This is a genomic window from Rhizobium phaseoli (assembly GCF_001664385.1).
GTDB lineage: Bacteria > Pseudomonadota > Alphaproteobacteria > Rhizobiales > Rhizobiaceae > Rhizobium > Rhizobium phaseoli.
In genome coordinates, this window is sequence record NZ_CP013532.1 from 4,157,701 (window position 1) to 4,177,170 (window position 19,470).

Annotated in this window: 25 protein-coding genes; 16 read left to right on the plus strand and 9 right to left on the minus strand. The window is 57.5% G+C overall.

Annotated elements, in window-relative coordinates:
- Nucleotides 1-33: 33 nt before the first annotated feature.
- From ku (AMC88_RS19930) to AMC88_RS19950, 5 genes are all read left to right on the plus strand, one after another.
- The gene (gene ku / locus AMC88_RS19930; protein WP_064830029.1) at nt 34-939 is read left to right on the plus strand and encodes a non-homologous end joining protein Ku; all 906 of its coding nucleotides are present in this window, start codon (nt 34-36) and stop codon (nt 937-939) included.
- A gap of 11 nt (nt 940-950) precedes the next feature.
- On the plus strand, nt 951-1,763 hold the full coding sequence (gene ku, locus AMC88_RS19935; RefSeq protein WP_064830030.1) for a non-homologous end joining protein Ku: 813 nt from the start codon (nt 951-953) through the stop codon (nt 1,761-1,763).
- Between the two features lie 157 nt (nt 1,764-1,920).
- On the plus strand, nt 1,921-2,532 hold the full coding sequence (locus AMC88_RS19940; RefSeq protein ID WP_064830031.1) for a L,D-transpeptidase: 612 nt from the start codon (nt 1,921-1,923) through the stop codon (nt 2,530-2,532).
- A gap of 172 nt (nt 2,533-2,704) precedes the next feature.
- Complete coding sequence (locus AMC88_RS19945) at nt 2,705-2,947, plus strand: hypothetical protein (protein WP_064830032.1); 243 nt, start codon at nt 2,705-2,707, stop codon at nt 2,945-2,947.
- A 534-nt stretch (nt 2,948-3,481) separates the two neighbouring features.
- Nucleotides 3,482-3,742, plus strand: coding sequence for a BON domain-containing protein (locus AMC88_RS19950; protein ID WP_064830033.1), 261 nt, complete (start codon nt 3,482-3,484; stop codon nt 3,740-3,742).
- A gap of 34 nt (nt 3,743-3,776) precedes the next feature.
- On the opposite strand, the gene AMC88_RS33210 is transcribed toward AMC88_RS19950, so the two are convergent.
- Nucleotides 3,777-3,980 carry a hypothetical protein gene (locus AMC88_RS33210; protein WP_150128087.1) on the minus strand — a complete coding sequence of 68 codons (204 nt, stop codon included), beginning with the start codon at nt 3,978-3,980 and terminating at the stop codon, nt 3,777-3,779.
- A gap of 487 nt (nt 3,981-4,467) precedes the next feature.
- Nucleotides 4,468-4,749, minus strand: a complete 282-nt coding sequence (locus AMC88_RS19965; RefSeq protein WP_064830036.1) for a DUF982 domain-containing protein — start codon at nt 4,747-4,749, stop codon at nt 4,468-4,470.
- 300 nt (nt 4,750-5,049) lie between these two features.
- On the opposite strand from AMC88_RS19965, the gene AMC88_RS19970 reads away from it, so the two are divergent.
- Nucleotides 5,050-5,988 carry a sialate O-acetylesterase gene (locus AMC88_RS19970; protein WP_064830085.1) on the plus strand — a complete coding sequence of 313 codons (939 nt, stop codon included), beginning with the start codon at nt 5,050-5,052 and terminating at the stop codon, nt 5,986-5,988.
- Nucleotides 5,989-6,188: 200 nt separating this feature from the next.
- Here the strand turns inward: AMC88_RS19970 and AMC88_RS19975 are convergent, their stop codons facing one another.
- Nucleotides 6,189-6,905 (minus strand): SOS response-associated peptidase, encoded by a 717-nt coding sequence (locus AMC88_RS19975; protein WP_064830037.1) that lies wholly within the window; start codon nt 6,903-6,905, stop codon nt 6,189-6,191.
- Between the two features lie 239 nt (nt 6,906-7,144).
- On the opposite strand from AMC88_RS19975, the gene AMC88_RS19980 reads away from it, so the two are divergent.
- The 3 genes from AMC88_RS19980 (at nt 7,145) to AMC88_RS19990 (ending at nt 8,827) form a co-directional block, all read left to right on the plus strand.
- The gene (locus AMC88_RS19980) at nt 7,145-7,411 is read left to right on the plus strand and encodes a BON domain-containing protein (RefSeq protein WP_064830038.1); all 267 of its coding nucleotides are present in this window, start codon (nt 7,145-7,147) and stop codon (nt 7,409-7,411) included.
- A 138-nt stretch (nt 7,412-7,549) separates the two neighbouring features.
- A complete protein-coding gene (locus tag AMC88_RS19985; protein ID WP_064830039.1) occupies nt 7,550-7,849 on the plus strand; it encodes a DUF1236 domain-containing protein in 300 nt (99 codons plus the stop codon).
- Between the two features lie 99 nt (nt 7,850-7,948).
- Nucleotides 7,949-8,827 (plus strand): DUF1236 domain-containing protein, encoded by an 879-nt coding sequence (locus tag AMC88_RS19990; protein ID WP_064830040.1) that lies wholly within the window; start codon nt 7,949-7,951, stop codon nt 8,825-8,827.
- Between the two features lie 311 nt (nt 8,828-9,138).
- Here the strand turns inward: AMC88_RS19990 and AMC88_RS19995 are convergent, their stop codons facing one another.
- Complete coding sequence (locus tag AMC88_RS19995; protein WP_064830041.1) at nt 9,139-9,873, minus strand: metallophosphoesterase; 735 nt, start codon at nt 9,871-9,873, stop codon at nt 9,139-9,141.
- A gap of 504 nt (nt 9,874-10,377) precedes the next feature.
- On the opposite strand from AMC88_RS19995, the gene AMC88_RS20000 reads away from it, so the two are divergent.
- The 4 genes from AMC88_RS20000 (at nt 10,378) to AMC88_RS20020 (ending at nt 12,772) form a co-directional block, all read left to right on the plus strand.
- On the plus strand, nt 10,378-10,803 hold the full coding sequence (locus tag AMC88_RS20000) for a pyridoxamine 5'-phosphate oxidase family protein (protein WP_064830042.1): 426 nt from the start codon (nt 10,378-10,380) through the stop codon (nt 10,801-10,803).
- 123 nt (nt 10,804-10,926) lie between these two features.
- Entirely contained in the window at nt 10,927-11,124 is a 198-nt protein-coding gene (locus tag AMC88_RS20005; protein ID WP_064830043.1) for a hypothetical protein, read from the plus strand.
- 239 nt (nt 11,125-11,363) lie between these two features.
- Nucleotides 11,364-11,666: a DUF982 domain-containing protein gene (locus AMC88_RS20010; protein ID WP_064830044.1), complete on the plus strand. Its 303-nt coding sequence runs from the start codon at nt 11,364-11,366 to the stop codon at nt 11,664-11,666.
- A gap of 662 nt (nt 11,667-12,328) precedes the next feature.
- Entirely contained in the window at nt 12,329-12,772 is a 444-nt protein-coding gene (locus AMC88_RS20020; protein ID WP_064830046.1) for a hypothetical protein, read from the plus strand.
- Nucleotides 12,773-13,231: 459 nt separating this feature from the next.
- Here the strand turns inward: AMC88_RS20020 and AMC88_RS34100 are convergent, their stop codons facing one another.
- Both AMC88_RS34100 and AMC88_RS20030 read right to left on the minus strand, forming a co-directional pair.
- Nucleotides 13,232-13,498, minus strand: coding sequence for an NADPH-dependent FMN reductase (locus AMC88_RS34100; protein WP_237353155.1), 267 nt, complete (start codon nt 13,496-13,498; stop codon nt 13,232-13,234).
- 417 nt (nt 13,499-13,915) lie between these two features.
- Entirely contained in the window at nt 13,916-14,290 is a 375-nt protein-coding gene (locus AMC88_RS20030) for an Lrp/AsnC family transcriptional regulator (RefSeq protein ID WP_237353156.1), read from the minus strand.
- Nucleotides 14,291-14,454: 164 nt separating this feature from the next.
- Between AMC88_RS20030 and AMC88_RS20035 the strand changes: the two genes are divergently transcribed.
- Nucleotides 14,455-15,411, plus strand: a complete 957-nt coding sequence (locus AMC88_RS20035; RefSeq protein ID WP_237353157.1) for a DMT family transporter — start codon at nt 14,455-14,457, stop codon at nt 15,409-15,411.
- 147 nt (nt 15,412-15,558) lie between these two features.
- Here AMC88_RS20035 and AMC88_RS20040 read toward each other — a convergent pair whose 3' ends face one another.
- The 3 genes from AMC88_RS20040 to AMC88_RS33710 all read right to left on the minus strand — a co-directional run bounded on the left by AMC88_RS20040 (nt 15,559) and on the right by AMC88_RS33710 (nt 17,329).
- Nucleotides 15,559-16,401 (minus strand): isocitrate lyase/PEP mutase family protein, encoded by an 843-nt coding sequence (locus tag AMC88_RS20040; protein WP_190311518.1) that lies wholly within the window; start codon nt 16,399-16,401, stop codon nt 15,559-15,561.
- 159 nt (nt 16,402-16,560) lie between these two features.
- Complete coding sequence (locus tag AMC88_RS20045) at nt 16,561-17,145, minus strand: DUF4304 domain-containing protein (RefSeq protein WP_064830048.1); 585 nt, start codon at nt 17,143-17,145, stop codon at nt 16,561-16,563.
- 28 nt (nt 17,146-17,173) lie between these two features.
- Complete coding sequence (locus AMC88_RS33710; protein WP_167355293.1) at nt 17,174-17,329, minus strand: hypothetical protein; 156 nt, start codon at nt 17,327-17,329, stop codon at nt 17,174-17,176.
- A 97-nt stretch (nt 17,330-17,426) separates the two neighbouring features.
- Here AMC88_RS33710 and AMC88_RS20050 point away from each other — a divergent pair, with 97 nt between their 5' ends.
- Both AMC88_RS20050 and AMC88_RS20055 read left to right on the plus strand, forming a co-directional pair.
- On the plus strand, nt 17,427-17,705 hold the full coding sequence (locus tag AMC88_RS20050; RefSeq protein ID WP_237353158.1) for a hypothetical protein: 279 nt from the start codon (nt 17,427-17,429) through the stop codon (nt 17,703-17,705).
- A gap of 123 nt (nt 17,706-17,828) precedes the next feature.
- Nucleotides 17,829-19,118 (plus strand): WD40 repeat domain-containing protein, encoded by a 1,290-nt coding sequence (locus AMC88_RS20055; protein ID WP_064830049.1) that lies wholly within the window; start codon nt 17,829-17,831, stop codon nt 19,116-19,118.
- Nucleotides 19,119-19,470: the final 352 nt, after the last annotated feature.

Here is a 19,470-nt window from a genome sequence, read left to right on the forward strand (position 1 = left end):
GAGTCGCGAATCATTGATTCGGAGAAACTTGTCATGGCGTCAGGGCACCGTGCCCAGTGGAAGGGCTTTCTGAAAGTTGGAGAAGTCAGCTGCGGGGTTGCCCTCTACACGGCTGCGTCCACTGCTGAACGCATCACCTTCAACACCGTCAACAAAGCGACCGGCAACCGGGTGAATCGCATTTTCGTCGACGGCGAGACCGAACAGCCGGTCCCGAAAGAGGAGCAGACCAAGGGTTTCGAGGTCGACGACGGTCGCTACATCATGATCGATCCGGAAGAGATCGCGGCGGCCATCCCCCAGAGCAACAAGACGCTGGAGATTGAGGCCTTCGTCCCCTGCTCCGAGATAGACGACGTCTATTTCGACAAGCCTTACTACCTGACCCCGAGCGACCGTGCCGGATCGGACGCGTTCACGCTTCTCCGGGACGGAATGAAGAAAGCGAAGGTCGCCGCAATCGCGAAGGCAGTCCTGTTCAGGCGGATGCGTACGGTGCTCATTCGCCCGCACGGCAACGGGATGATCGCCACGACCCTACAATACGATTACGAGGTACGATCTTCGAAGGCCGCATTCGAGGAGATACCGAAGTTGAAGATCGAAGGTGAGATGCTCGATCTCGCCAAGCACATCATTTCGACGAAGCTCGGGGAGTTCGATCCTGCCACCTTCGACGACCGTTACGAACAGGCGGTCGCGGAACTCGTGAAAGCCAAGATCGAAGGCAAGTCGCTTCCCAAGCCGAAAAAGGTACAGGTCTCAAAACCCAATGAGCTTCTTGCTGCCCTTCGCGAAAGCGCGGGCCTTGCAGGCAAATCCTCTGGACAACCGAAACGCACGGCCGCCAATGCCAACAAAGGCACCCAACGCCAGCGTGCGACGCGCGGGGCGGCCAAGTCCGCCGCAGCAGCCTCCCCGCAGCGTAAAGCTGGATAGGACAGTGAACAATGGCACCCCGCCCCTACTGGAAAGGCTACCTCAAGCTATCCCTCGTCACCTGCCCGGTGGCGATGTCGCCGGCGACATCGGAATCAGAGAAAGTTCGTTTCCACACTCTCAATCGCGCCACTGGCAACCGCGTCGTCTCCCAATACGTGGACTCGGTCACGGGGAAACCGGTCAAGGACGAAAACGAGGCTAAGGGCTATGCCCGCGGCGAGAACGACTATGTCATCCTGACGGAGGAAGACCTGGACTCCGTGGCGCTCGACACCGTGCGAACGATCGACATCGAAAAGTTCGTTCCTTCCGAATCCATCGGCTGGACCTATCTGGAGAAAGCCCACTACCTCACGCCTGACGATCCGGTCGGCCATGAGGCCTTTTCCGTCATCCGCGACGCCATGAAGGCGTCTAAGGTTGTTGGCGTGTCGAAGCTTGTCATCGGTCGCCGGGAACGAGCGGTCATTCTCGAGCCCCGCGACGAAGGCATCGTCCTCTGGACCCTTCGTTTCGGCGACGAGGTGCGCCCGGAGGAATCCTACTTCGAAGACATCGACAGCGACTCCGAGAGGGATGCCCTGCCCTTGGTGGAGAAGCTGATCAAACAGCGGACGAAACATTGGTCACCGACCATGGTCACCGATCCCATACAGGAAGCCTTGCTGGCCCTCATCGAGGAGAAGAAGAAGGCACTGAAACCGAGGAAGACCACGAAAGGCAAGAAACCTGAAACCGCTCCGGCCTCCAATGTCGTCAACATCATGGATGCCCTTCGCAAGTCCGTCGAGAACGACCTGAAATCGCGTAAGGCCGGTTGAGCAGGGCTCAAGAGCGAAATCGCGAATGCACCGAGGGAAGTCGCAGTCGCCTCCTGGACGCCGATTGACACATTCAAACCCCATCGGTCGCGGTCCGCCATAGTCACGCCACGGAATTGGGACCAACACTGCCTTTATAACAACCGAGTGGCGAAGAATGAGATTGCTGGTTCTCCTTGCTGCGGCCCTCTTCCTGACAGCGGCGCATGCCCAAGCCCAAGTTTACGCGCCGTATGATGGATACGAGGAATACGACCCCTATGGGTATGATGACCCTTACAGCCGGTATCCCCCACCTCCCTACTACGAGCCAGAACCTGGTTATCGGGAACCGTTGCAAGAACGAAGGGAGCCATCGACGCGAGTTGGAAGGGGAGCCATCGTCATCGCCACGCGTGAGCACACCCTTATCTACACGACAGCGAGCGGAGAGCAGTTCGCGTACCCCATTGCCGTCGGTCGCGAAGGCAAACAGTGGTACGGATCAACCCGGGTGGTATCCAAGCGAATGCATCCCGAGTGGCGGCCAACGGCGAGCATGCGGCAGAAGAACCCGAGGCTTCCCGCGGTTGTGAAAGCCGGCCCTGCCAATCCGCTTGGAACCCGCGCGATTTACCTGGCCGACGGGCTGCTCCGCATCCACGGCACCAACGACCCCGCCTCCATCGGCACCAATGCATCGAGCGGATGCTTTCGGATGTACCGCGAGGACGTCGAGGAACTCTACGATATGGTCCGGCCGGGGACCCGAGTGATCGTCCGGCGCTGATCCCTTCAAAATGCTAAGGAGTCTGCTCGTCGCCAACGCCGGTGCTCGTGTTCTGCTGGGGTAACCCGAGGTTCACCATCTCACCAAAGTATGCGTGAAGTGATGCACCGCTCCAGTTGATTTCAAAGGGATTACGGGCTGGTATGAGACGTCCAAATCTATGGCTCCAGTCATGCAGCGCTACGAGATACAAGCACTCGAAAACGGAATGTGGTCGGTCGTCGATCATCAGACCGGCAGCCCGCTCCTCGACCGGGAAGGTTCGACCGAAAAATCGAGGCTGGAAGCGCAGGCCTGGGCCGATTTTCGCAACGGAATGTTGGTTCCTCCGGCAAAGGAGCGGATGTCCTCGCGGCTCCAAAAGATGCGTCGCGCCTGGGCACTGCTGTCTGGAAAGCGTAACCCGTCTGTGTAGTTCTTGCCATCCGCATACTCGTCTGAGCGACAGGCCTCCGATGGACGCCTGATCACCTCGCCGTCGAACTGCGCCGCCATCAGTTGAACGAGTTTCGATCTACACTGTCCCAGAGGTCGGGAGGACGACCCCGAACCGTTGTCTTCACGAGCAGGTAGTCCCCCTCCGTGACCACGATTCCCGTCCCGTCACTTAGAAGACTTTCAACCGCCCCGAAACGCAGGGTACTTCCGGGAAAGGAAGGCTCAGAAGGAGACCGATAACATACACCAACTGCGCCTTCCTTCCATCGTCCATCAGGGGTTGGACACCAAACGCTAGGCCAGTTGGTGGGCGCGTGGAAGCCCGGACTTAGGTCCCGTGCGCTATCGCACCAACGAGCGTCTATTGCCGACCCATTTCATGATCACTACGCGCGCCCGCAGAGCGTGCCCCTCTCCCCTGCTGACGCCGATCCGTCGCTAGGACCTAAGTCCCGGCCATGAACCAAATTGACTTCCCGCTGTTTCTTTCACAGCACGAAGGAGGACTGCCATGAGTTTCGAGCCCGAAAGCCTCGCCCACGATCAGCTTGCGAATGTGCAAGCGGCGGTGTCCATGGAACCGGAATTGGAAAGCTCGTCGATCTCTGTGAGTATGGTCGGCAGAAGCGTGCTGCTGGAGGGCTATGTGGCGGACTACGGTGATCGGGAGAAAGCGACGGCGATCGCCGCATTGATCGCGGGCCCGGAAAACGTGAGCGACAGAATGCGAGACCGAGATGAGATGGCATCTACCTCGCCTACTCAGGAGTAATCGTCGCCCCTGTTTCGATCCGATAATGTGGATTTCAATGAAGGGTGATCGCTCGCTCCGGCACCGCGATCTCCTCCGCGACGAGGCCATTGAGCGCGACGGCCACCTCATCGAGAGACCAGCCAACACTGAGAGCGTGATCAATCATCAGATGAAATTCGGTTCCAAGAGATTCCTTGCAGTCGTGAATACGATCAGACGAGAAAGCAATTTGACGCGCATTTAGGATTCTGGGCATGGCCTTGTCCACTTCTCCGAAGATAACAGGCCTGACATGCCATTGTTCCCAACCTCGGGCAGGCGATTCTAAGGCTTCGGGATCGACACGAAAGCGCAGCTTCCAACGGTGGCAGAGTACTATCAGCCCTCCGCCTATTGTGGCGACGTGGCCGGGTCCAAAATTCCACGCGCTGCGTCTACGAGCGGCCTCAGTTGATGAAGTTCATGGACGCCCTGCTGGTATAGCTCGATGATGATGGCGGCTACACGTTCGGCTTCGTCAGAGGGAGACGGGACGTTGTTGGCAGAGCAGAATTCCTCAAGGACTATCTGGCACTTCGATAAGTCTTCCGATGTCAGCGGCTGGTCATGCCGGTGATAGCTCATCGCGCTTCCCTCGTTCTTCACGCATACGCGTCGTGCCCTGAGGTGGTTTCGGGTCGGTCGCGGTTCAAGAGCAGCTGTCAGCTGGTGCTCCAAGCGCGGACCAAGGCCGAGCTATCCTGTCAGTGAGCGACCGCGAAAACGGGAATTCCGGCTTCCTCCGCAGCGCGAATGAGTGCGTCACGTGCAGCCTTGGCGGGGATATTGCCGTGAATGGCATCCAGGCATGTTTTCACGGCAGCCATGTACTCCTCACCATCGTCACTTGGCCATCCCACGACGAGAGCCTTAGCAACCTCACCGAGAGATCGGACAAGCCTGTTTTCTTCCTCACCACTCATCACAAGCACCAACGGAGCGAAGTCGTCGGTCCTTCGCCAATTCACTAAGCCGAGCCTCGGCATGCCAAGAGTCCCTGTTGTCCTTGCAAAGAGCGTTTTTCGCCATCCGCTGCGAAAACCTCTGACGCCTGCGACAACGACTAAACCCTTCCCGATGGCATTTCAACAAAGACGAGGGGCATTACATCGGCTGACGCCCGGTGGTATCCCGGACTTAGGTCGGGGTGGCAGCCAGACGATCTCTTTCTTAGGATGTCCGAGCAAGCAGATGTTGCTGAGCTAAAAGTAACCTTCATGGCGTGAGCAGCTTTGACAGGGTCAAGCCAGGCTAAACGTCATCGGATGATCTTTAAAGGTAACGACATGCGCAAAACAATAGTGTTCGGTCTGGCGGCTTTGATCGCCGTGTACTTTGTCGGCGGCGAGAGCGCGAGACATGAGATATTTCCTTGGCCGCAACTTTCCGCGCTGAAGAAAACGGTTGGCGGAGAGAAGCCGGCGGCTCCAAGCCGTTACACCTTCGACGACAAGGAGCGACTCATCGGCGATGAAACAAAATCGGCTGTGCCCTGCCCGGTTCAAACCGATCGAACTGCTGTCCTACTTATTCTAGGCCAATCGAACGCCGCCAACGACGGTGGGCAACGGTACCGGTCAAATTATGGCGCTCGCCTTGTAAACGCCTTTGATAAGCGGTGCTTCGTCGCGGCGTCACCACTTCTTGGATCGACCGATATCAAGGGAGAGTATTGGACGCGTCTTGGGAACCAACTGATCGCCTCGGGCCAAAATGACAGCGTCATCCTCGCACCGCTCGCCTATTCCGGCTCCGAGGTCGCACGATGGGCGAAAGGCGGTGACCTCAATCCAGTGCTGGTCGATACAATGAAACAGCTTCAGGATTCCGGCCACCGGGTAACGAGCGTCCTCTGGGTGCAAGGAGAGAAGGACCTCGTTTTGGGCACCACCACGGAGGCCTATCAGGAACGTTTCATGTCGATGGTCGATACATTGCGCCAGCACGGCGTCGAGGCACCCGTTTACATTTCGATCGCCTCGAAATGCCTCGAACCGAGCAACGGCGGCTTCAAGGAGCATATTCCGGACAATGCGATCGTACGGGCGCAACTTGCCCTGTCGAAAAGCGGCCACGGCATCCGAGAGGGCGTGGATTCTGACGCACTGCTTGATGGAGACGACCGGTACGACGATTGCCACATCGGGGGCTCAGGCGCGGAGAAAGTCTCGCTGGCCTGGCTGGACCTTCTGAGCGGCGATCACCGCCTGGAAAGCTCGCGATAGTCTTGTCGGCGATTTCATTCTTTTGGTCCGTGCGAAATCTTCCTGAATTACCGGGGCCCGAAACAGAAAGATGCCCCGCAGAACGGAGCATCTTGTATCAGGCGGATGCCGCCTTATTAGCGATGCGGCACCGAGGGGGCGGATTAAGTAGCAGGATGACACAGTTCAAAAAATCGTCAATTTACCTGAACTCAGTAATCCTACTGCGGAACCTGGTCGGCGCTCAGATCAACGGGGCTTATGACCTCCGGCCCTACGTTTCTGACGGTCAATATGCGACGGGTAATGGGCCACATCGTCATCGCGTCGTCATCGAAGGGCCTCATCAGGCCGCGTGGGTCTGGGTCTGCTGACAGCCAACGCTGGTAATCCTCGGGACGAAGCACGACCGGCATCCGATCGTGGATTGTCGCCATCATCTCATTCGCGGGACAGGTGACGACAGCGAAGCTACGGATGTCGATGCCGACCGGGTGACGCCATACTTCCCAGATGCCTGCCAGCGCGAACATCGACCGGTCCCTCATGGCGATCGCGTAAGGCTGCTTCTTGGCCGACCCGGTAATGTCCAGCCACTCGAAGAAGCCGCTAATCGGGATCAGACAGCGGCGCGATCGGTAAGCGTCCCGGAATAACTCATTCGAAGCTATGTCTTCACGGCGCGCGTGGACGGGCGGCTGACGATGCGGCCGATCAATCCAAGACGGAACAAGGCCCCAGCAAGCGACGGCGATGGCAGGCTTAGGACGATCGCGCTGGCGTTCCGCGTCTTGAGTGATGATGTGGTACACCTCGGTGGGGGCACCGTTGTATCTGGGGAGGCGGCCGCCCAAATCGTCGACGTTGCCCCGCTCAGCGAAGCTGAAGCTTTCGGCCAGCTCCTTAAATGAACGGTTGATGTAGATGCGGCGGCACATGCGAAAATCTCATACATATTCCTGGGCGGCCGATATGGGCGGTCGGAGCATCACGTCAGATACATAGCGGTCTTCAGCATTTTCCAATCTCCCCTGTGGTCATCCAGGCATTCGCCACAGATTATGGTCGCCCAGACGGGGGACCTAAGTCGGGCTGGCAACCTTACGGCCGCTGCACATATTGTTTTTGAGGCAATATGAGGTCCATGGGAGGGGCAAGGCGGAACAGGAACAAGAAAATGAAGTTTGGCCCCAACAATGATGGGGAGCACTGTCCGGAAGGCCACAGCACGGCGGCGACAATCGCGACCATCTCGGCAACCCTTGCTGCCGATCCGGACGTTGACAGCAGCGCCGTCGAAATCAGAATGCTCGGCCCCGTCGTTCTGCTCGAAGGCTACATAACAAAGGCCGCGGATCGCGATAAAATCATCTCGCTCGCAGCATCCGTCGTCGGCTGGGACAACGTCCAAGACCGAATGCTGAGCCGCATTCCGCCGCAGTAGTGGATGGCAGAACGGGCACCCAATTTGATTTAGGACCAAAGTCGGACCAACCTCGGCATTAAGTCCTACTCCGGAACCCATCTTCCTTTTTCCGGTTTGGCCTTGAGCGGACCTAACCGCAGCAAGGAGGAAGAACAGATGAAAATCAAAGCACTAGGAATTACCATGGGTATCGTGTTGGCATCGGCATCCGCCTTTGCGCAGTCTACGGCAGTCATTGCGACACCGCCGGAGAAGGTGGTGACCTTTGTCCAAAAGGCTCCCGCCCCGACTGAACGCGTCGTGGTGAAGGAGAAGGTTGTCGTCGGGCAGCCGCTGCCGGAAACGGTGGTCGTGACGCCAATTCCCGATGACCCGACATATGCATACGCGATCGTCAACGATGAGCGTGTGATCGTCGAGCCTTCCACGCGGAAGGTGATCCAGGTCGTCAAGTGACCGATGGGCGGCTTGAGCCGCCCCTTCCAACAACAAGGGCACGCATGCACCGCACGAGAATGCGGACGGCATTGCGTGTCCAAATCTCGGAGATCGATCATGAAAAGCAGTCATCTCGCCATTATGGTCGCGGCGCTCTCGCTCGGCGTGTCGCCGCTCGCAACGCTGCCAGCCACAGCCCAGCAGGATACCCAGAAAACCGGCCAGACCCAATCCGGCTCGCAGTCGGACATGCAATCCGGCTCCAGCGCCACCGGCAAGAGCCCGGGCACCGACTGTACGCCAGACGCTTCGGTAGCCTGCCCGCAGGGCAAGGGTCAGTCATCGCAGCAGAAAGCAGGTCAAGGTTCCGACACGCAAAAGAGCGCCCAGCAACCTTCGAACGGCAATTCGTCGACCAGCGGAAGCGTGTCCGGGAAGTCTTCGACAGAAACCAAGCCAGGTTCGACAGACGCCAGTGGAGGCACGACCACCGAACAGAAGGCAACCACCAAGTCTGGCACTACGGACGCAGGCGGCTCGGCCACCACAGGCTCGAAGAGCAGCACGCAGAATGCCAAGCCCGCTGAGGGAACCGGCAGCGGCAGCGCCACGCAAAGCGGTGATGCATCGAAGCAGTCGACCGATCAGAACGCTACGACGACCAACAAAACCTCTTCCGAAACCAACGTCAACAACAACACCACGACTAATAACCAGACATCGAACACCAAAACCAACGTCAACATCTCGGTCGAGCAGCAGACCGAAATTCGAACCGTGGTGAAGGAGGTTCATGTTGCGCCGGTGAAGGAAGTGGACTTCACGGTCTCCGTCGGAACGAAAATTCCGAAGAAGGTCCGGCTTGAAAAGCTGCCGACGCGCATCGTGAAGATCGTCCCGCAATACGAAGGCTATCGGTTCTTCATCCTTGCAGACGGCCGGATCGTCATTGTCGATCCCGATGCTCTGACGATCGTCTACATCATCGAGGCATAACCAGGCATTCCCCGGCGGCGCGTCTTTCCGCCGCCGGGGACAGGAGTATTCGATGATATATCGTCAAGAAAAACGGTCTGGCATCGCCTTTCCGATCGCCGTCATCTTGATCGCGATGGTGACCATCGTGGGCAGTCTCGCACTTTCTTCAGGTTCCCGTTCGCCCGCACGGGTTTGGGTTCCCCAGAGTTCGGCGGGACAGTTATCCTATCGTGGCGGCGTCAACGCTTTGAGTGGGGACGCTATGACTGGGGCTTTGCCGGTGAACCACCGAGGAACTCTCGTTGCTCGTCCATGAAGTTGATTGCCGTTCAGACGGCGACGTGACTGCTCACCAGTCCATCGCGAGTGAGACGATGAACCATTATCATCGGTGGCTCGTTCACGGCAGGAATATTCCGGTCCCCGAACCATAGCGGGTTAGCTGGGCAGATCGAGCCACAGATATGTGCGGGGATTCCCGCCAACATAGCACTCATTGGCCGATGGACATGGCCCGAGGATATAGCGATTGGCGCAAGAGAGCGCCGGGTCAGCAAGTCACCAAGCTCGGCTTTACCCTCCGCGATCACCGCATCCATCGGCGCGATTCCGCTTGGCACGAAGTGGTGATGCGCGAAGAGAAGCGTGGGGCATGAGGCTAGCTCCTCCAGTACCCGTTCCAGCCAAGCAAGATGCTGGACAACGTCGCCCGCCGAAGTACCGGGCAGGCAGGTGTCAATTCCCACCAACCCGAGCCCTCCGATCTGCGCGCGGAAATGCATGGCGTCGCAGTCGTCAACCGCTCCATAACGTGTCGCGAAAACGGTTCGCATGAATTGCCGATCGTCCGAGTTACCGGGCACCAACATGAACGGACAATTCAAGGCTTCAAGACGGGCTGCTATCGCAGCGTAACCATCGGTCCAGTCATCATCAATTAGGTCTCCCGACACGACAAGCGCATCCGGCTCGAGCGCGGAAAGCCACAACAATGCGCGGTTGAGTCGCAGCAGATTGTCGTTACTCGGTGCAGCGTGAATATCAGAAATCTGCGCTACGATCATCGGCACTTCCGTACATCTCTCTTTCATGGTCGTACCCTACGGCCGAACGTGCGGTTTCGGAAGATGAAGTAAAGCTGGAGAAAGGCCACCGCGCTGTCGAAACACACTAATTCCAGGTCACCAAGCTGTCCCGCATGAGAAGCAATTTTGGCTATCGCCTTCGCATACGGCGAGGAACATATTGCAGCCGTCAATTGCGGCGAGCGAAGCCTGGGAGTGGATCGGGGACCGGCGTTAGAAGAAAATGTCAAAATCTTGAAAGCCAACCTAATTCGTAGTGGCTATCGTCCAATTGCTCCCCAGACCGCGTAACTGAGGAGTGCCTCGACCTTGGGGCAAGGAGTGGCTGCCGTCTTGGTCACATAGGCCGAGACGGCAGGACCGCCTCCAGAACGCAAGGCGATGAACGAATATCTGGCAAGCTCGCGGCGCTAGCGGCCCAACTCCGCTGAGGCCGGCAGGCGACTGAACGAAAATCGAGAATACCCACTAAGGGATGAGGCAATGGACGAAGACCACACGAAACGCATGATCCTTGAATTCCTGAGGAAGCACACCTTGGCGGTCATTGCGACATGCCACCGCAACGGAACGCCGGAAGCGGCTACGGTCGACTTCTTGGTGCGGGACAATCTTGAGATCGTGTTCGATACTTTCAAAGACACACGGAAGTTTACCAATCTCGCGGAGCGTCCTGGCGTCGCGTTCGTTGTCGGATGGAACGATAACATCACGGTTCAATACGAGGGTGAGGCAACAAGGGTTCCTGCCGCAGATATGGAACAATACCAGGAAGCCCATCTCAACAGCGTTCCGGCCGAAAGGGAGTTCATCGAGAGGGGAGCAGTGATGTTCAAAGCAACGCCGCGGTGGATTCGATATTCCGATTTCAACAAGGAGCCTCCCGAGCTGATCGAGATTCAATTCTGACAGACGCAACGGCTTCGGATCGCCGTCCGAGGGCATCGGCCAACCAGGCAACCCGCCGAGATGCACAGTACATAACTCTAGTACGGCCGGCATCTCCTCGAAGACGACAGGCGAAGGAGGGCCATGGCCCAGGCTGTCGAGGCTAAGGCCAAATCCTATTTCGTGCGCCGCATCGGAAAAATCCATCTGGCAGCGCTGGCATTCTTTGCCATGACGACATTGGTGCTGATGATCTGGAATTCGCGTGAGGCCAAGATGCAACGGACATCTGAAACCCGAGTTACATCGCCCTCGCAGACTTCTTCACCGCCACCGCCTTGATTTTCGGTTGCATTCTGGCCAGAATCTCGTCATTTCAGCGTCCTGCCGTCGGCCATCATCGCAACAAAGGCCGATGCAGCTCAGGGCGCTCCGATACGAAATCGTAGAGCGCCCACTCCTTTCCCACGGCATCCTTCACACCCCGTCACTTCGGGTAATCAATCGTCAATTACCAATTTGGAATATACGCCTATAGTGCTCTTGGGGACTGCGATCCCTGCCTTTCGGGGTCGAGGACAATGGACTGGGACGCAACCTCTGCATTCACCCCTGTCGGGCTGGCTCTGCGCGGTCAGCCAGCTCACAGGATCGTACGCACTCTCGGAGAAGCGGCATATCTGTTGCTCAAAGACTGGCCTTCCGACGACGGCGAAGAATATGTCACTGCGGTGAAGGCTTGCGTCGATGCGATCAGCGGTCAGATTGCTCCGGAGCAATTTCGGGAAGCATTCCTACGTGCCGCCGACGAGGCGGGTATTACAGCTCTGACTGTCGTCCAGCAGCCAGCGCCCGAGCGGCGACCGGACGCGCGCCGAGCCTGAAGCAAGTCCTCGTTTCAAACCACTACTCGCCCCGCGAGATCATCTCGTGGGCGTGTAAAGCATAGACTATGATTGCCAAAGCTCGTCTGTCTCCGATATCGGCTCCCCTGACACGGAGACAACGGTCGAACCGTAGGGCTCCGGCAAAGATTGGAGGGTGTCCCCTTCGGCGTCACTGCCGACGAGCTGAGCATAACCGCCATCGGGGCCAAAATCGAATTCGCGAAATGCGAACTGCAAACGGTTCAAGCCTATATTGACGTCGTATACGCCGGCAGGATCGTTCTGACCGCTGATAGTAACACTCGCCACCCCTCTGTACGCCCAGTGCTGGCCACCCAGTTCAAGCGATGCACTGCCCGTTTAGGTGAATTGACCGCAGGAAACTCTCTGCCAAGCTGTGGTAAATGAAGGTGGAGGTTCTTGTGGGCGAATGGTCGGAGGCAATGGAAGAAGGCATTATTTGTTCGAGATGCTTCTGTCTCACGGTGGACAATGAAGGCAACTACGTCAGTTGTAGCTGTCCAGCACCCCCGCCCTTGAGAGCTGCGCCCTTGAAACCAGACGTTCAGGGTCAGCCAGAGCACCAGATGCCCCTTGGCCCCGATTGGCTGCCCCCGATCCGCAGGTGAACGGAGCAACAGTCAGCTGAGGAGCAAGTTATGACGATCACAAGCGAAAGACTCAGGAAAATGACTCCTGAGCAACGCGCGAACCTCCACGAAAACGCCAGGAAGCGCCTTGACGACGGCGGGCGAGAAATAATTGAGCTGATTGAATCTTCCGGACTGCCGCTCAGCTCCGGAGGCATGAGATTGTCCGACCCCGTCTACCAGAGAATGCAAGAGATTGCCTGGTCCTCGGAAGGAAAGAAGGCGGCTATCGAAGCGACGGAGGCCGGGCGACCCGCATTGGCCGGGGTCGAGCCGCTCATCGTCGCGGACCTTGGCGATCGTTACCATCCGCACAACGATGGAACCAAAAGTGCAGGTGGGATCGTGGGAGAACTCATGCGTTTTCTCGGTTACGAACTTGCCGGTCAGGCGGATATGCCTGCAGGTTCGGTGGCGAAAACCGCGGCGTTATGGAAACCAAAGAAAGGTTAAACGCCGGCTTCAAGCGAGGGGCGTTCGCAGCGAATTGCGTCTACTAGTTCGACACAGGGCAAAACTCCTGAAGGAGAAGGTTCACGAAGCTCGCCGCCGTCGTACCGAGCCGATGATTTTGGTCAACAGTTAGATTTCCCAGTCGGACGAATATCGCCTCGCTTTCAATAGAGAGGTTAGCTCGATCTTGACCTCCAGAGATTTTCGAAATCTCGCGGAAAGGACATCTGACATGATCCCGTTTCCCCAATCGCGTTCCGTCGCATAAACGGCGTAAGGGTTGATGACGCATTTGAAGTCCAACATCAGCGACATCGCAGTTGCTCCATACCCCATATAACTGTGGGGCAGCCCTCCAGCACACAAGAAGGTCACAATCTGGTCAAACCATGCCGACTTCCGGCTTTCCGCTCCAGTTGCGCCCGTCAATTCGATGAGGCTCTTGGCGGCGCTTCCGATTCACCAATTGTAGATTGGTACGGCAAGCACAACTCCGTCGGCATCTCGAACGGCCTGATGCAGTGGGACATAGGCGGGGTCACGATAGCAAGCGGAGTTATCAAAGTCTGGCAGCCGAAATTCGCGCAAATCAATGAACTGCGGAACACACCCTTGCGCTTCTAGGAAGCGTTCTGCCTCGCGACCGAGGTCTCGACTGCGGCTTTCTGGATCGAGACTGCATGAAAGAATTGTGATTTTCAGAGGTCGTGGGGTGCTGATGCTCATAGAAGGTCTCGTATCTTTCGGCGGAAAACATGCCGTTATGACCTTTGCAACCTCAAGGGCACTTGAGGTCAAGTGCTTACCCGCGCCAAGACCGTCTCACCGATACGCCTATGCCGCGGTCGGTCAGCGAGGTTCTGGAGCACCTCAACGCCATGAAGGCCCTTCTCGTGACAGCACGTTCGCTGCCGAGGGACTGGACACATCTTCCGCCCATGGTGCCTACGTCGGTCCTGGCGGCGTCTACAGCGACACTGACCCCGCCTACTCCAACACGATGCTGAAGTGTCAATCGGCGTCCAAAAATCACCCCTTATCGGCGTCCAATTTTTGGACGCCGATTACCCCGCCAAGGGTCTCAAATTTGCATGCCGAAACACCCGTATCGGCTGTTGCGGGAGCGCCTTCTGCGAGGGTTGGCTAAAGGGGCGGCAGCCGCCGTTTGACGGATGTTCCCTTGATGACGGCCGTGCTGGTGACGGCGTGTTCGGAAAGGGCTTCGAGAACATCGTCCATCTGCTCGATCGAATGGACGACCAAGCGCGCGAGGAAAGGATCGTCGCCGGTAATTTTGTCGCATTCGACGAATTCCGGCCGCTCCAGAATGAGCCTTTCGACTAGGTGCAGCTTGCCGGGCAGCGGCCTGATCCTCACCATGGCCCGTATCTGATAGCCGATGGCGCGCGTGTCGACATCCACGGTGAAACCCCGAATGATGCCGGCGGCTTCCAGTCGACGAACCCTGTCCGATACACTCGGCGCGGACATGCCGACCAGACGGGCAAGCTCGCTCATCGACAATCGGGCGTCGGAATCGAGCGCAGCGAGAATACGTGCTCCGTCTCGTCCAACGTCGAGTTTCCAGATTGAAGGTTTGTTGGTGCTTTTGCCTTGGACATGGAATGCAAACTAGCCACTGTTCCTTTGTCTTTCCATAGAAATCCGCCGGATCACATCGCATGATCGCCCATCAAAGGGAGATCGTCATGCTGCTTGGGATCATCGCCGGCCTTACCACTTGCGCCTTGTGGGGATTGACCTTCGTCGCCCCACGCGCCGTCTCACCGTTCACGGCATGGGATTTGACCATTGCCCGTTATGGCATCTTCGGTGTGGCCTGCCTGTTTCTGATGATCAATCAACGATTCCGGCCCGTTGGGATGGCACCCATCCGGGTTTTGATCGGCTTGCTTCTCGGCGGCGCTGGATATGTGGGCTATTTTGTCAGTGCTGCCTTCGCCGTGAAGCTCGCCGGCGCTGCCATTCCGCCAGTCATCATCGGCACAATGCCGGTGTCTCTGGCGATCATTGCCAATATCCGAGACCGATCCGCACCTTGGCAAAGCCTTGCCTTGCCACTGGCAATGATCTTGATCGGGGTGGCAATTGTCAATGTCGCCACGATCGGCGCGGCTGACCTTTCCTCCACGGGATCAATCATACTCGGCATCCTCGCCAGCTCCGTGGCGTTGGTGATCTGGATCATCTACGGTCTAGTCAATGCGGCCGTGATGGGATCGATCGATGCGCCGGACGGTCTACAATGGACAGGATTGCAGGGCATCGGTGCGGCAATCGGCAGCTTAATTCTGCTGCCGCTAGCTTCGTTCGATCTGGTGAATGCGGTCTCTGGTTCCGAGGTCTCTCGCTTCATCGGATGGGCGTTGCTGATGGGGCTGGCTGGCTCGTGGTTGGCAACATGGTGCTGGGTGGTCGCTTCCCGCCGCCTGCCGCTGGCTCTGGCGGCCCAGCTTATCGTTGCCGAAACCGTGTTCGGCCTTGCCTATGGCTTCATGTTCGAGGGACGATTGCCTTCTCCTGCCGAGGCGATTGGCGTAACGTTGCAGCTCGTCGGCGTTTGCGTGGCAGTCGCGGCGTTTGGCAAGCCGCCAGCGCTATCTGTCGCAGAGGTTTGAGTTTTGCGACGTCGAATATCGCCATCATCATGGCCGACGGGATGTCGATGATACAAACTGCAGGTCAGTCGACGAAATGGCGGCCATTGGCTCCTTCCCGGAGCGGTCGCCCTACCAGCTTATTGCGACCAAGCGCAGTTGCCTGACTCATCGCCTGTCGTCGCGCTTCTCCTGTGACATCAACTGGCCGATCGCAGTCGCGGAAAGCGCCTCGGCGGCGTACCCGAATGTGCCGGCAGACTTCACCTCCTCCGCTGCACGCAATAACGCCCCAAGTGCGGCCCGCGCAAATGAGCCACCGACGCTCACCCGTCGCACCCCGGCGGCCGAGAGTTCAGCAACGGAATAGCTTTGTCCGCGCAACCCCATGACGACATTGACCGGCTTATCCACGGCGGCACAAACCGTTCGGATCGCTTCGATATGCGGCAAGCCCGGGGCGTAAAGAACATCCGCTCCAGCGGCCGAAAATGCTTGTAATCGTCGGATGGTATCGTCCAGATCAGGCCGTTCCCAAAGGTAGTTTTCTGCCCGCGCCGTTAGGAGGAACGGCTGGTCCCGCGCCGCCTCTGCCGCAGCTTGAACGCGCTCGGTCGCGTGAGACAGATCATAGATTGGCCTAGAGGGATCGCCGGTCGCGTCTTCGATCGATCCGCCCACAAGGCCGACCTGGCCAGCCAAGAGGATTGTCTCGGCACAGGTTTCCGGCGCGGCACCGAAACCATCTTCCAGGTCGGCTATGACAGGCAAATCGGTGGCTTGGACGATTTCGGCAGCGTTCTCCAAGATTTCGCCTCGTCCAAGACTTGCGAACGAGTCCAGCTTGCCTTTGGAAAAAGCGTACCCCGCGCTGGTCGTCGCAAGTGCTTCAAATCCGAGGCTCGACAGGAGACGTGCCGAACCAGCGTCCCACGGGTTCGGGATCACGAAAGCACTATCCCGCTGATGGAGCGCCTTTAGTAGCTTGAACTTCCGCTCTTGGTCCAGCATCGCTCCCTCCCCAGTCGGTTGCGGCGAGCCTAGCAGGCGCGCACGGTATGTGAACACTGCTTAGGTCATACGATGCAGAGGATTCTTCCAGGGGCTGTTGCTCCATCCCCTCCCGCCCCCACGCAGCCATCCCCATTAAAAAGATCGCATCCAGCCGCCTCAGAGCGCAACGCCATTGTTGATCGCCCAGGCACTGAAACGCTCTCTGGCGGCAGGCCTGCGCTCTATTGCCTCGCGCAATCGCCGACTTGCTTCGTCTTTGTCGCCTGCGAGCCATGCCGCGCTGACTGACAACAGAGACGGGCTATTCCGAAGGGCAGCAGCGAGGTGCGATATGTCGCGATGAGTTTCGAGCCATGGGAAGCCGACGGACAGCATTTTTTCTACGAGATCAGCGGAGATCAAATCCAGGTTTGAGCCTGACTCAACCGCCCACCAATGATCCTCGCCATAGGCGAGGCTCCCTAGCCGTTCCCGAATTGTCGCGTCGTATTCTTTGGGTTTTCCATTGATCGCGGCCTGTCCTGCGAGAGCTGCAACCGCCGCCACGTAGACCCCAAGATTTACGACAAACTCTCCATTTTCGCCGGTATTCGAACGGCTCGCTTGGATATTCACGATCAGCCAGTTCTCACCATCGGCCCGGTGCCAATTGCGGCCCGTCTTTTTAAAACCATGCGCTTTCAGTAGGTCCGCGAATCCAAGCCCGATAACCGCATCGATACTGCGTGCAACGTCGCCCATATAATTCCTCTCCAGTATCCGTAGACCATCATGCTGGCAGTCCCATAAACCCCATCGTGTCGAGGGAGACCGGTCGTTCGTAATCCGGCAACACCACATCAAAGGGAGAATTTTCGATCCCTTCCCTATGTGCTGCAACGTCGAGTTGAAGTACGCTCTGCCTTGATGGCTTCTTGCCAAACATCGACTTTGTCTCCTATCGGGCAGGCACACTGCCTTGAAGGGGCAACGAGTTCAATGGCTGGTTGGCCAAGGGGCATTACCCACCGGGAGAATGGTAAATGCGAGAGATTTTGGAAGCGCTTCGGGTCGAAGGCCGCAATGGCACTATGGTCGCCATTGAAGGATCGACCGATCTCCCTATCGGCAGCAGGCTCATTGCCGGATTGCATGTTCCTGGCAATGAAGTACGTGAAGTCGCAGCTTACAAGGACTGGCTTCATCCCAGCCCATCCAAGGAGTCGTCAACCGAGGGCTTCCTATTAGTTGGATCGGATAAGTCCGAGATCAAAGACGGCACGATGGTTGAGATAAGCAGCCACACACCGGCTAGCCATTGAATCGTAATCCGAACGTACCGCCATACGAGCGAGCTCGGGCCTCTTGAGAAGACCCCTAGAAATTTACTGGTGCCCGTATTCCGTTTCGAAGCTGGCGGGGCCAGGTTCCATGAAGGGAAAGCGATGAAACATGCACCGTCGATAGCTTCTTTCGTAATGGGTGTCATGATCGCGGCATTTGGCGCTGATGACGTAGCCACCGCGGCTCCAGAACGAATAGGCTGTTATGGCGACAACTGGGGCCCCACGCTTGCAATGCTTGAGCCGACCCCTAACGGCCCGATGACATTCAAAACCATACGCTGCCTACCGATCCCGGAGAGCTGGCCGCGGATACTTCCGCCCTTCCTTTCTCCGAACGGCCATTTCGTGGCCGCCTTCGGTTTCACGAAAGGCTTATGGCTCGGGGATGTGACGCGGGGCGGCCGCTCCCATACAATCAAGGAACCCCTCCCGGGAGACTTCCTTTTAAGGACAGCACCATTCGCCTGGCTTGATGACTCATCCGCGGTTATCGGAGTTAAACGCCATGTGGCGATGCAAAGTGGCTTCGCCGTCGGCCACCTGCGGCCATATCTCTTCGCCTTGGATGGCTCTGAGATAAAGCTGCCCGAACTCGTTCATCCGAACGGTCCACTCGATGAGATTTACTGGGTTGGCGGTTCGGGGCTTGCGCTTGCCGCGTTCGGAACCCAGGGAAGCTACGACAAGCCAAAGCATAAAGATCGAAAGCCGACGCTCGCCTTGGTCGATGCACGTAACGGAACGATCCTGCAATCGGTCGAAAGGGACAGCATTCCGGAACTGGTCGGTCAAAGGAGCTTGGAAGCCGTCAAATCTCGGATCGACCCATTCGGCAAAGCACATATTCTGATCGCATGGGCACCCGGCAAATGGCTACTCTGGGTTCAGGGGCAACCGCCGCGCGTCGTTCCCCTCGCATCCACTACTCGGCGGACGCCGTTCACACTTTCGAGCGATGCCTCAAGCGTTTTGATCATGGGCAATCTTAGTGCAACGGGTGCGCTATGCGAATGGGGGAATTCCTGCTCGCCCCCGACACCGCAATCCGGAACAATTGCCGAGTTGAGGGATGTTTCATCTGGCCGGGTGAAATGGACACTTTCTGGCACGGCATCGTACTTCTCCCATAGTGCGGCTCCGGGGGTCAGCCCGGACGGACGCTATGGCTTGATTTCGCTGCCAGATGAAAATGGCACTGCGATTGCACTGATCTCGATGGACACGGGCAAAGTAATTCAGAAGTTTGAACAACCAGGTTGGGGGCCGATTGGGTTGTCATTTTCGTCGGACAGCAAGTTCGGCATCATCGCCGCAGGAACGGTGATGGCCACTTTCGCGATAGATCAATTAAACCTTCAGGGACGCACCAAATCCATCGAGCAGAAATAACCCAATAAAATCGGGCTAGATTTAGCCCCTGTGGGACAAACCTACTGAACCGCTCCACGTGCCGTTCGCCACCCCGCAGGGGCGATTTGGTTTCAGAACATAATCGGGCGCTTCATTGCCCAACGATAATGCCGATTAGCAGAACTTTCGTTGCGCACTTCTCAGGGCCGCCCGCTAACTGGATGCAATTGCGCCGATTCAGTTTTTTATTCATCCAGGCTGTCCTTCCACGCAATGACAAAAGATCGCCAACTATATTGATTGCAAGAGTGCTATCACGAATTCATGACCCCTTGATTGCAATCTCTCGTGCTTGCAGGCGCACATTCGTTGACGTAACTTGTCGCGGCGA

Coding starts and splice junctions, on each gene's coding strand:
- ku (WP_064830029.1), top strand. CDS start 34: ATGGCGTCAGGGCACCGTGCCCAGTGGAAGGGCTTTCTGAAAGTTGGA.
- ku (WP_064830030.1), top strand. CDS start 951: ATGGCACCCCGCCCCTACTGGAAAGGCTACCTCAAGCTATCCCTCGTC.
- AMC88_RS19940 (WP_064830031.1), top strand. CDS start 1,921: ATGAGATTGCTGGTTCTCCTTGCTGCGGCCCTCTTCCTGACAGCGGCG.
- AMC88_RS19945 (WP_064830032.1), top strand. CDS start 2,705: ATGCAGCGCTACGAGATACAAGCACTCGAAAACGGAATGTGGTCGGTC.
- AMC88_RS19950 (WP_064830033.1), top strand. CDS start 3,482: ATGAGTTTCGAGCCCGAAAGCCTCGCCCACGATCAGCTTGCGAATGTG.
- AMC88_RS33210 (WP_150128087.1), bottom strand. CDS start 3,980: ATGCCCAGAATCCTAAATGCGCGTCAAATTGCTTTCTCGTCTGATCGT.
- AMC88_RS19965 (WP_064830036.1), bottom strand. CDS start 4,749: ATGCCGAGGCTCGGCTTAGTGAATTGGCGAAGGACCGACGACTTCGCT.
- AMC88_RS19970 (WP_064830085.1), top strand. CDS start 5,050: ATGCGCAAAACAATAGTGTTCGGTCTGGCGGCTTTGATCGCCGTGTAC.
- AMC88_RS19975 (WP_064830037.1), bottom strand. CDS start 6,905: ATGTGCCGCCGCATCTACATCAACCGTTCATTTAAGGAGCTGGCCGAA.
- AMC88_RS19980 (WP_064830038.1), top strand. CDS start 7,145: ATGAAGTTTGGCCCCAACAATGATGGGGAGCACTGTCCGGAAGGCCAC.
- AMC88_RS19985 (WP_064830039.1), top strand. CDS start 7,550: ATGAAAATCAAAGCACTAGGAATTACCATGGGTATCGTGTTGGCATCG.
- AMC88_RS19990 (WP_064830040.1), top strand. CDS start 7,949: ATGAAAAGCAGTCATCTCGCCATTATGGTCGCGGCGCTCTCGCTCGGC.
- AMC88_RS19995 (WP_064830041.1), bottom strand. CDS start 9,873: ATGATCGTAGCGCAGATTTCTGATATTCACGCTGCACCGAGTAACGAC.
- AMC88_RS20000 (WP_064830042.1), top strand. CDS start 10,378: ATGGACGAAGACCACACGAAACGCATGATCCTTGAATTCCTGAGGAAG.
- AMC88_RS20005 (WP_064830043.1), top strand. CDS start 10,927: ATGGCCCAGGCTGTCGAGGCTAAGGCCAAATCCTATTTCGTGCGCCGC.
- AMC88_RS20010 (WP_064830044.1), top strand. CDS start 11,364: ATGGACTGGGACGCAACCTCTGCATTCACCCCTGTCGGGCTGGCTCTG.
- AMC88_RS20020 (WP_064830046.1), top strand. CDS start 12,329: ATGACGATCACAAGCGAAAGACTCAGGAAAATGACTCCTGAGCAACGC.
- AMC88_RS34100 (WP_237353155.1), bottom strand. CDS start 13,498: ATGAGCATCAGCACCCCACGACCTCTGAAAATCACAATTCTTTCATGC.
- AMC88_RS20030 (WP_237353156.1), bottom strand. CDS start 14,290: ATGAGCGAGCTTGCCCGTCTGGTCGGCATGTCCGCGCCGAGTGTATCG.
- AMC88_RS20035 (WP_237353157.1), top strand. CDS start 14,455: ATGATCGCCCATCAAAGGGAGATCGTCATGCTGCTTGGGATCATCGCC.
- AMC88_RS20040 (WP_190311518.1), bottom strand. CDS start 16,401: ATGCTGGACCAAGAGCGGAAGTTCAAGCTACTAAAGGCGCTCCATCAG.
- AMC88_RS20045 (WP_064830048.1), bottom strand. CDS start 17,145: ATGGGCGACGTTGCACGCAGTATCGATGCGGTTATCGGGCTTGGATTC.
- AMC88_RS33710 (WP_167355293.1), bottom strand. CDS start 17,329: ATGTTTGGCAAGAAGCCATCAAGGCAGAGCGTACTTCAACTCGACGTT.
- AMC88_RS20050 (WP_237353158.1), top strand. CDS start 17,427: ATGCGAGAGATTTTGGAAGCGCTTCGGGTCGAAGGCCGCAATGGCACT.
- AMC88_RS20055 (WP_064830049.1), top strand. CDS start 17,829: ATGAAACATGCACCGTCGATAGCTTCTTTCGTAATGGGTGTCATGATC.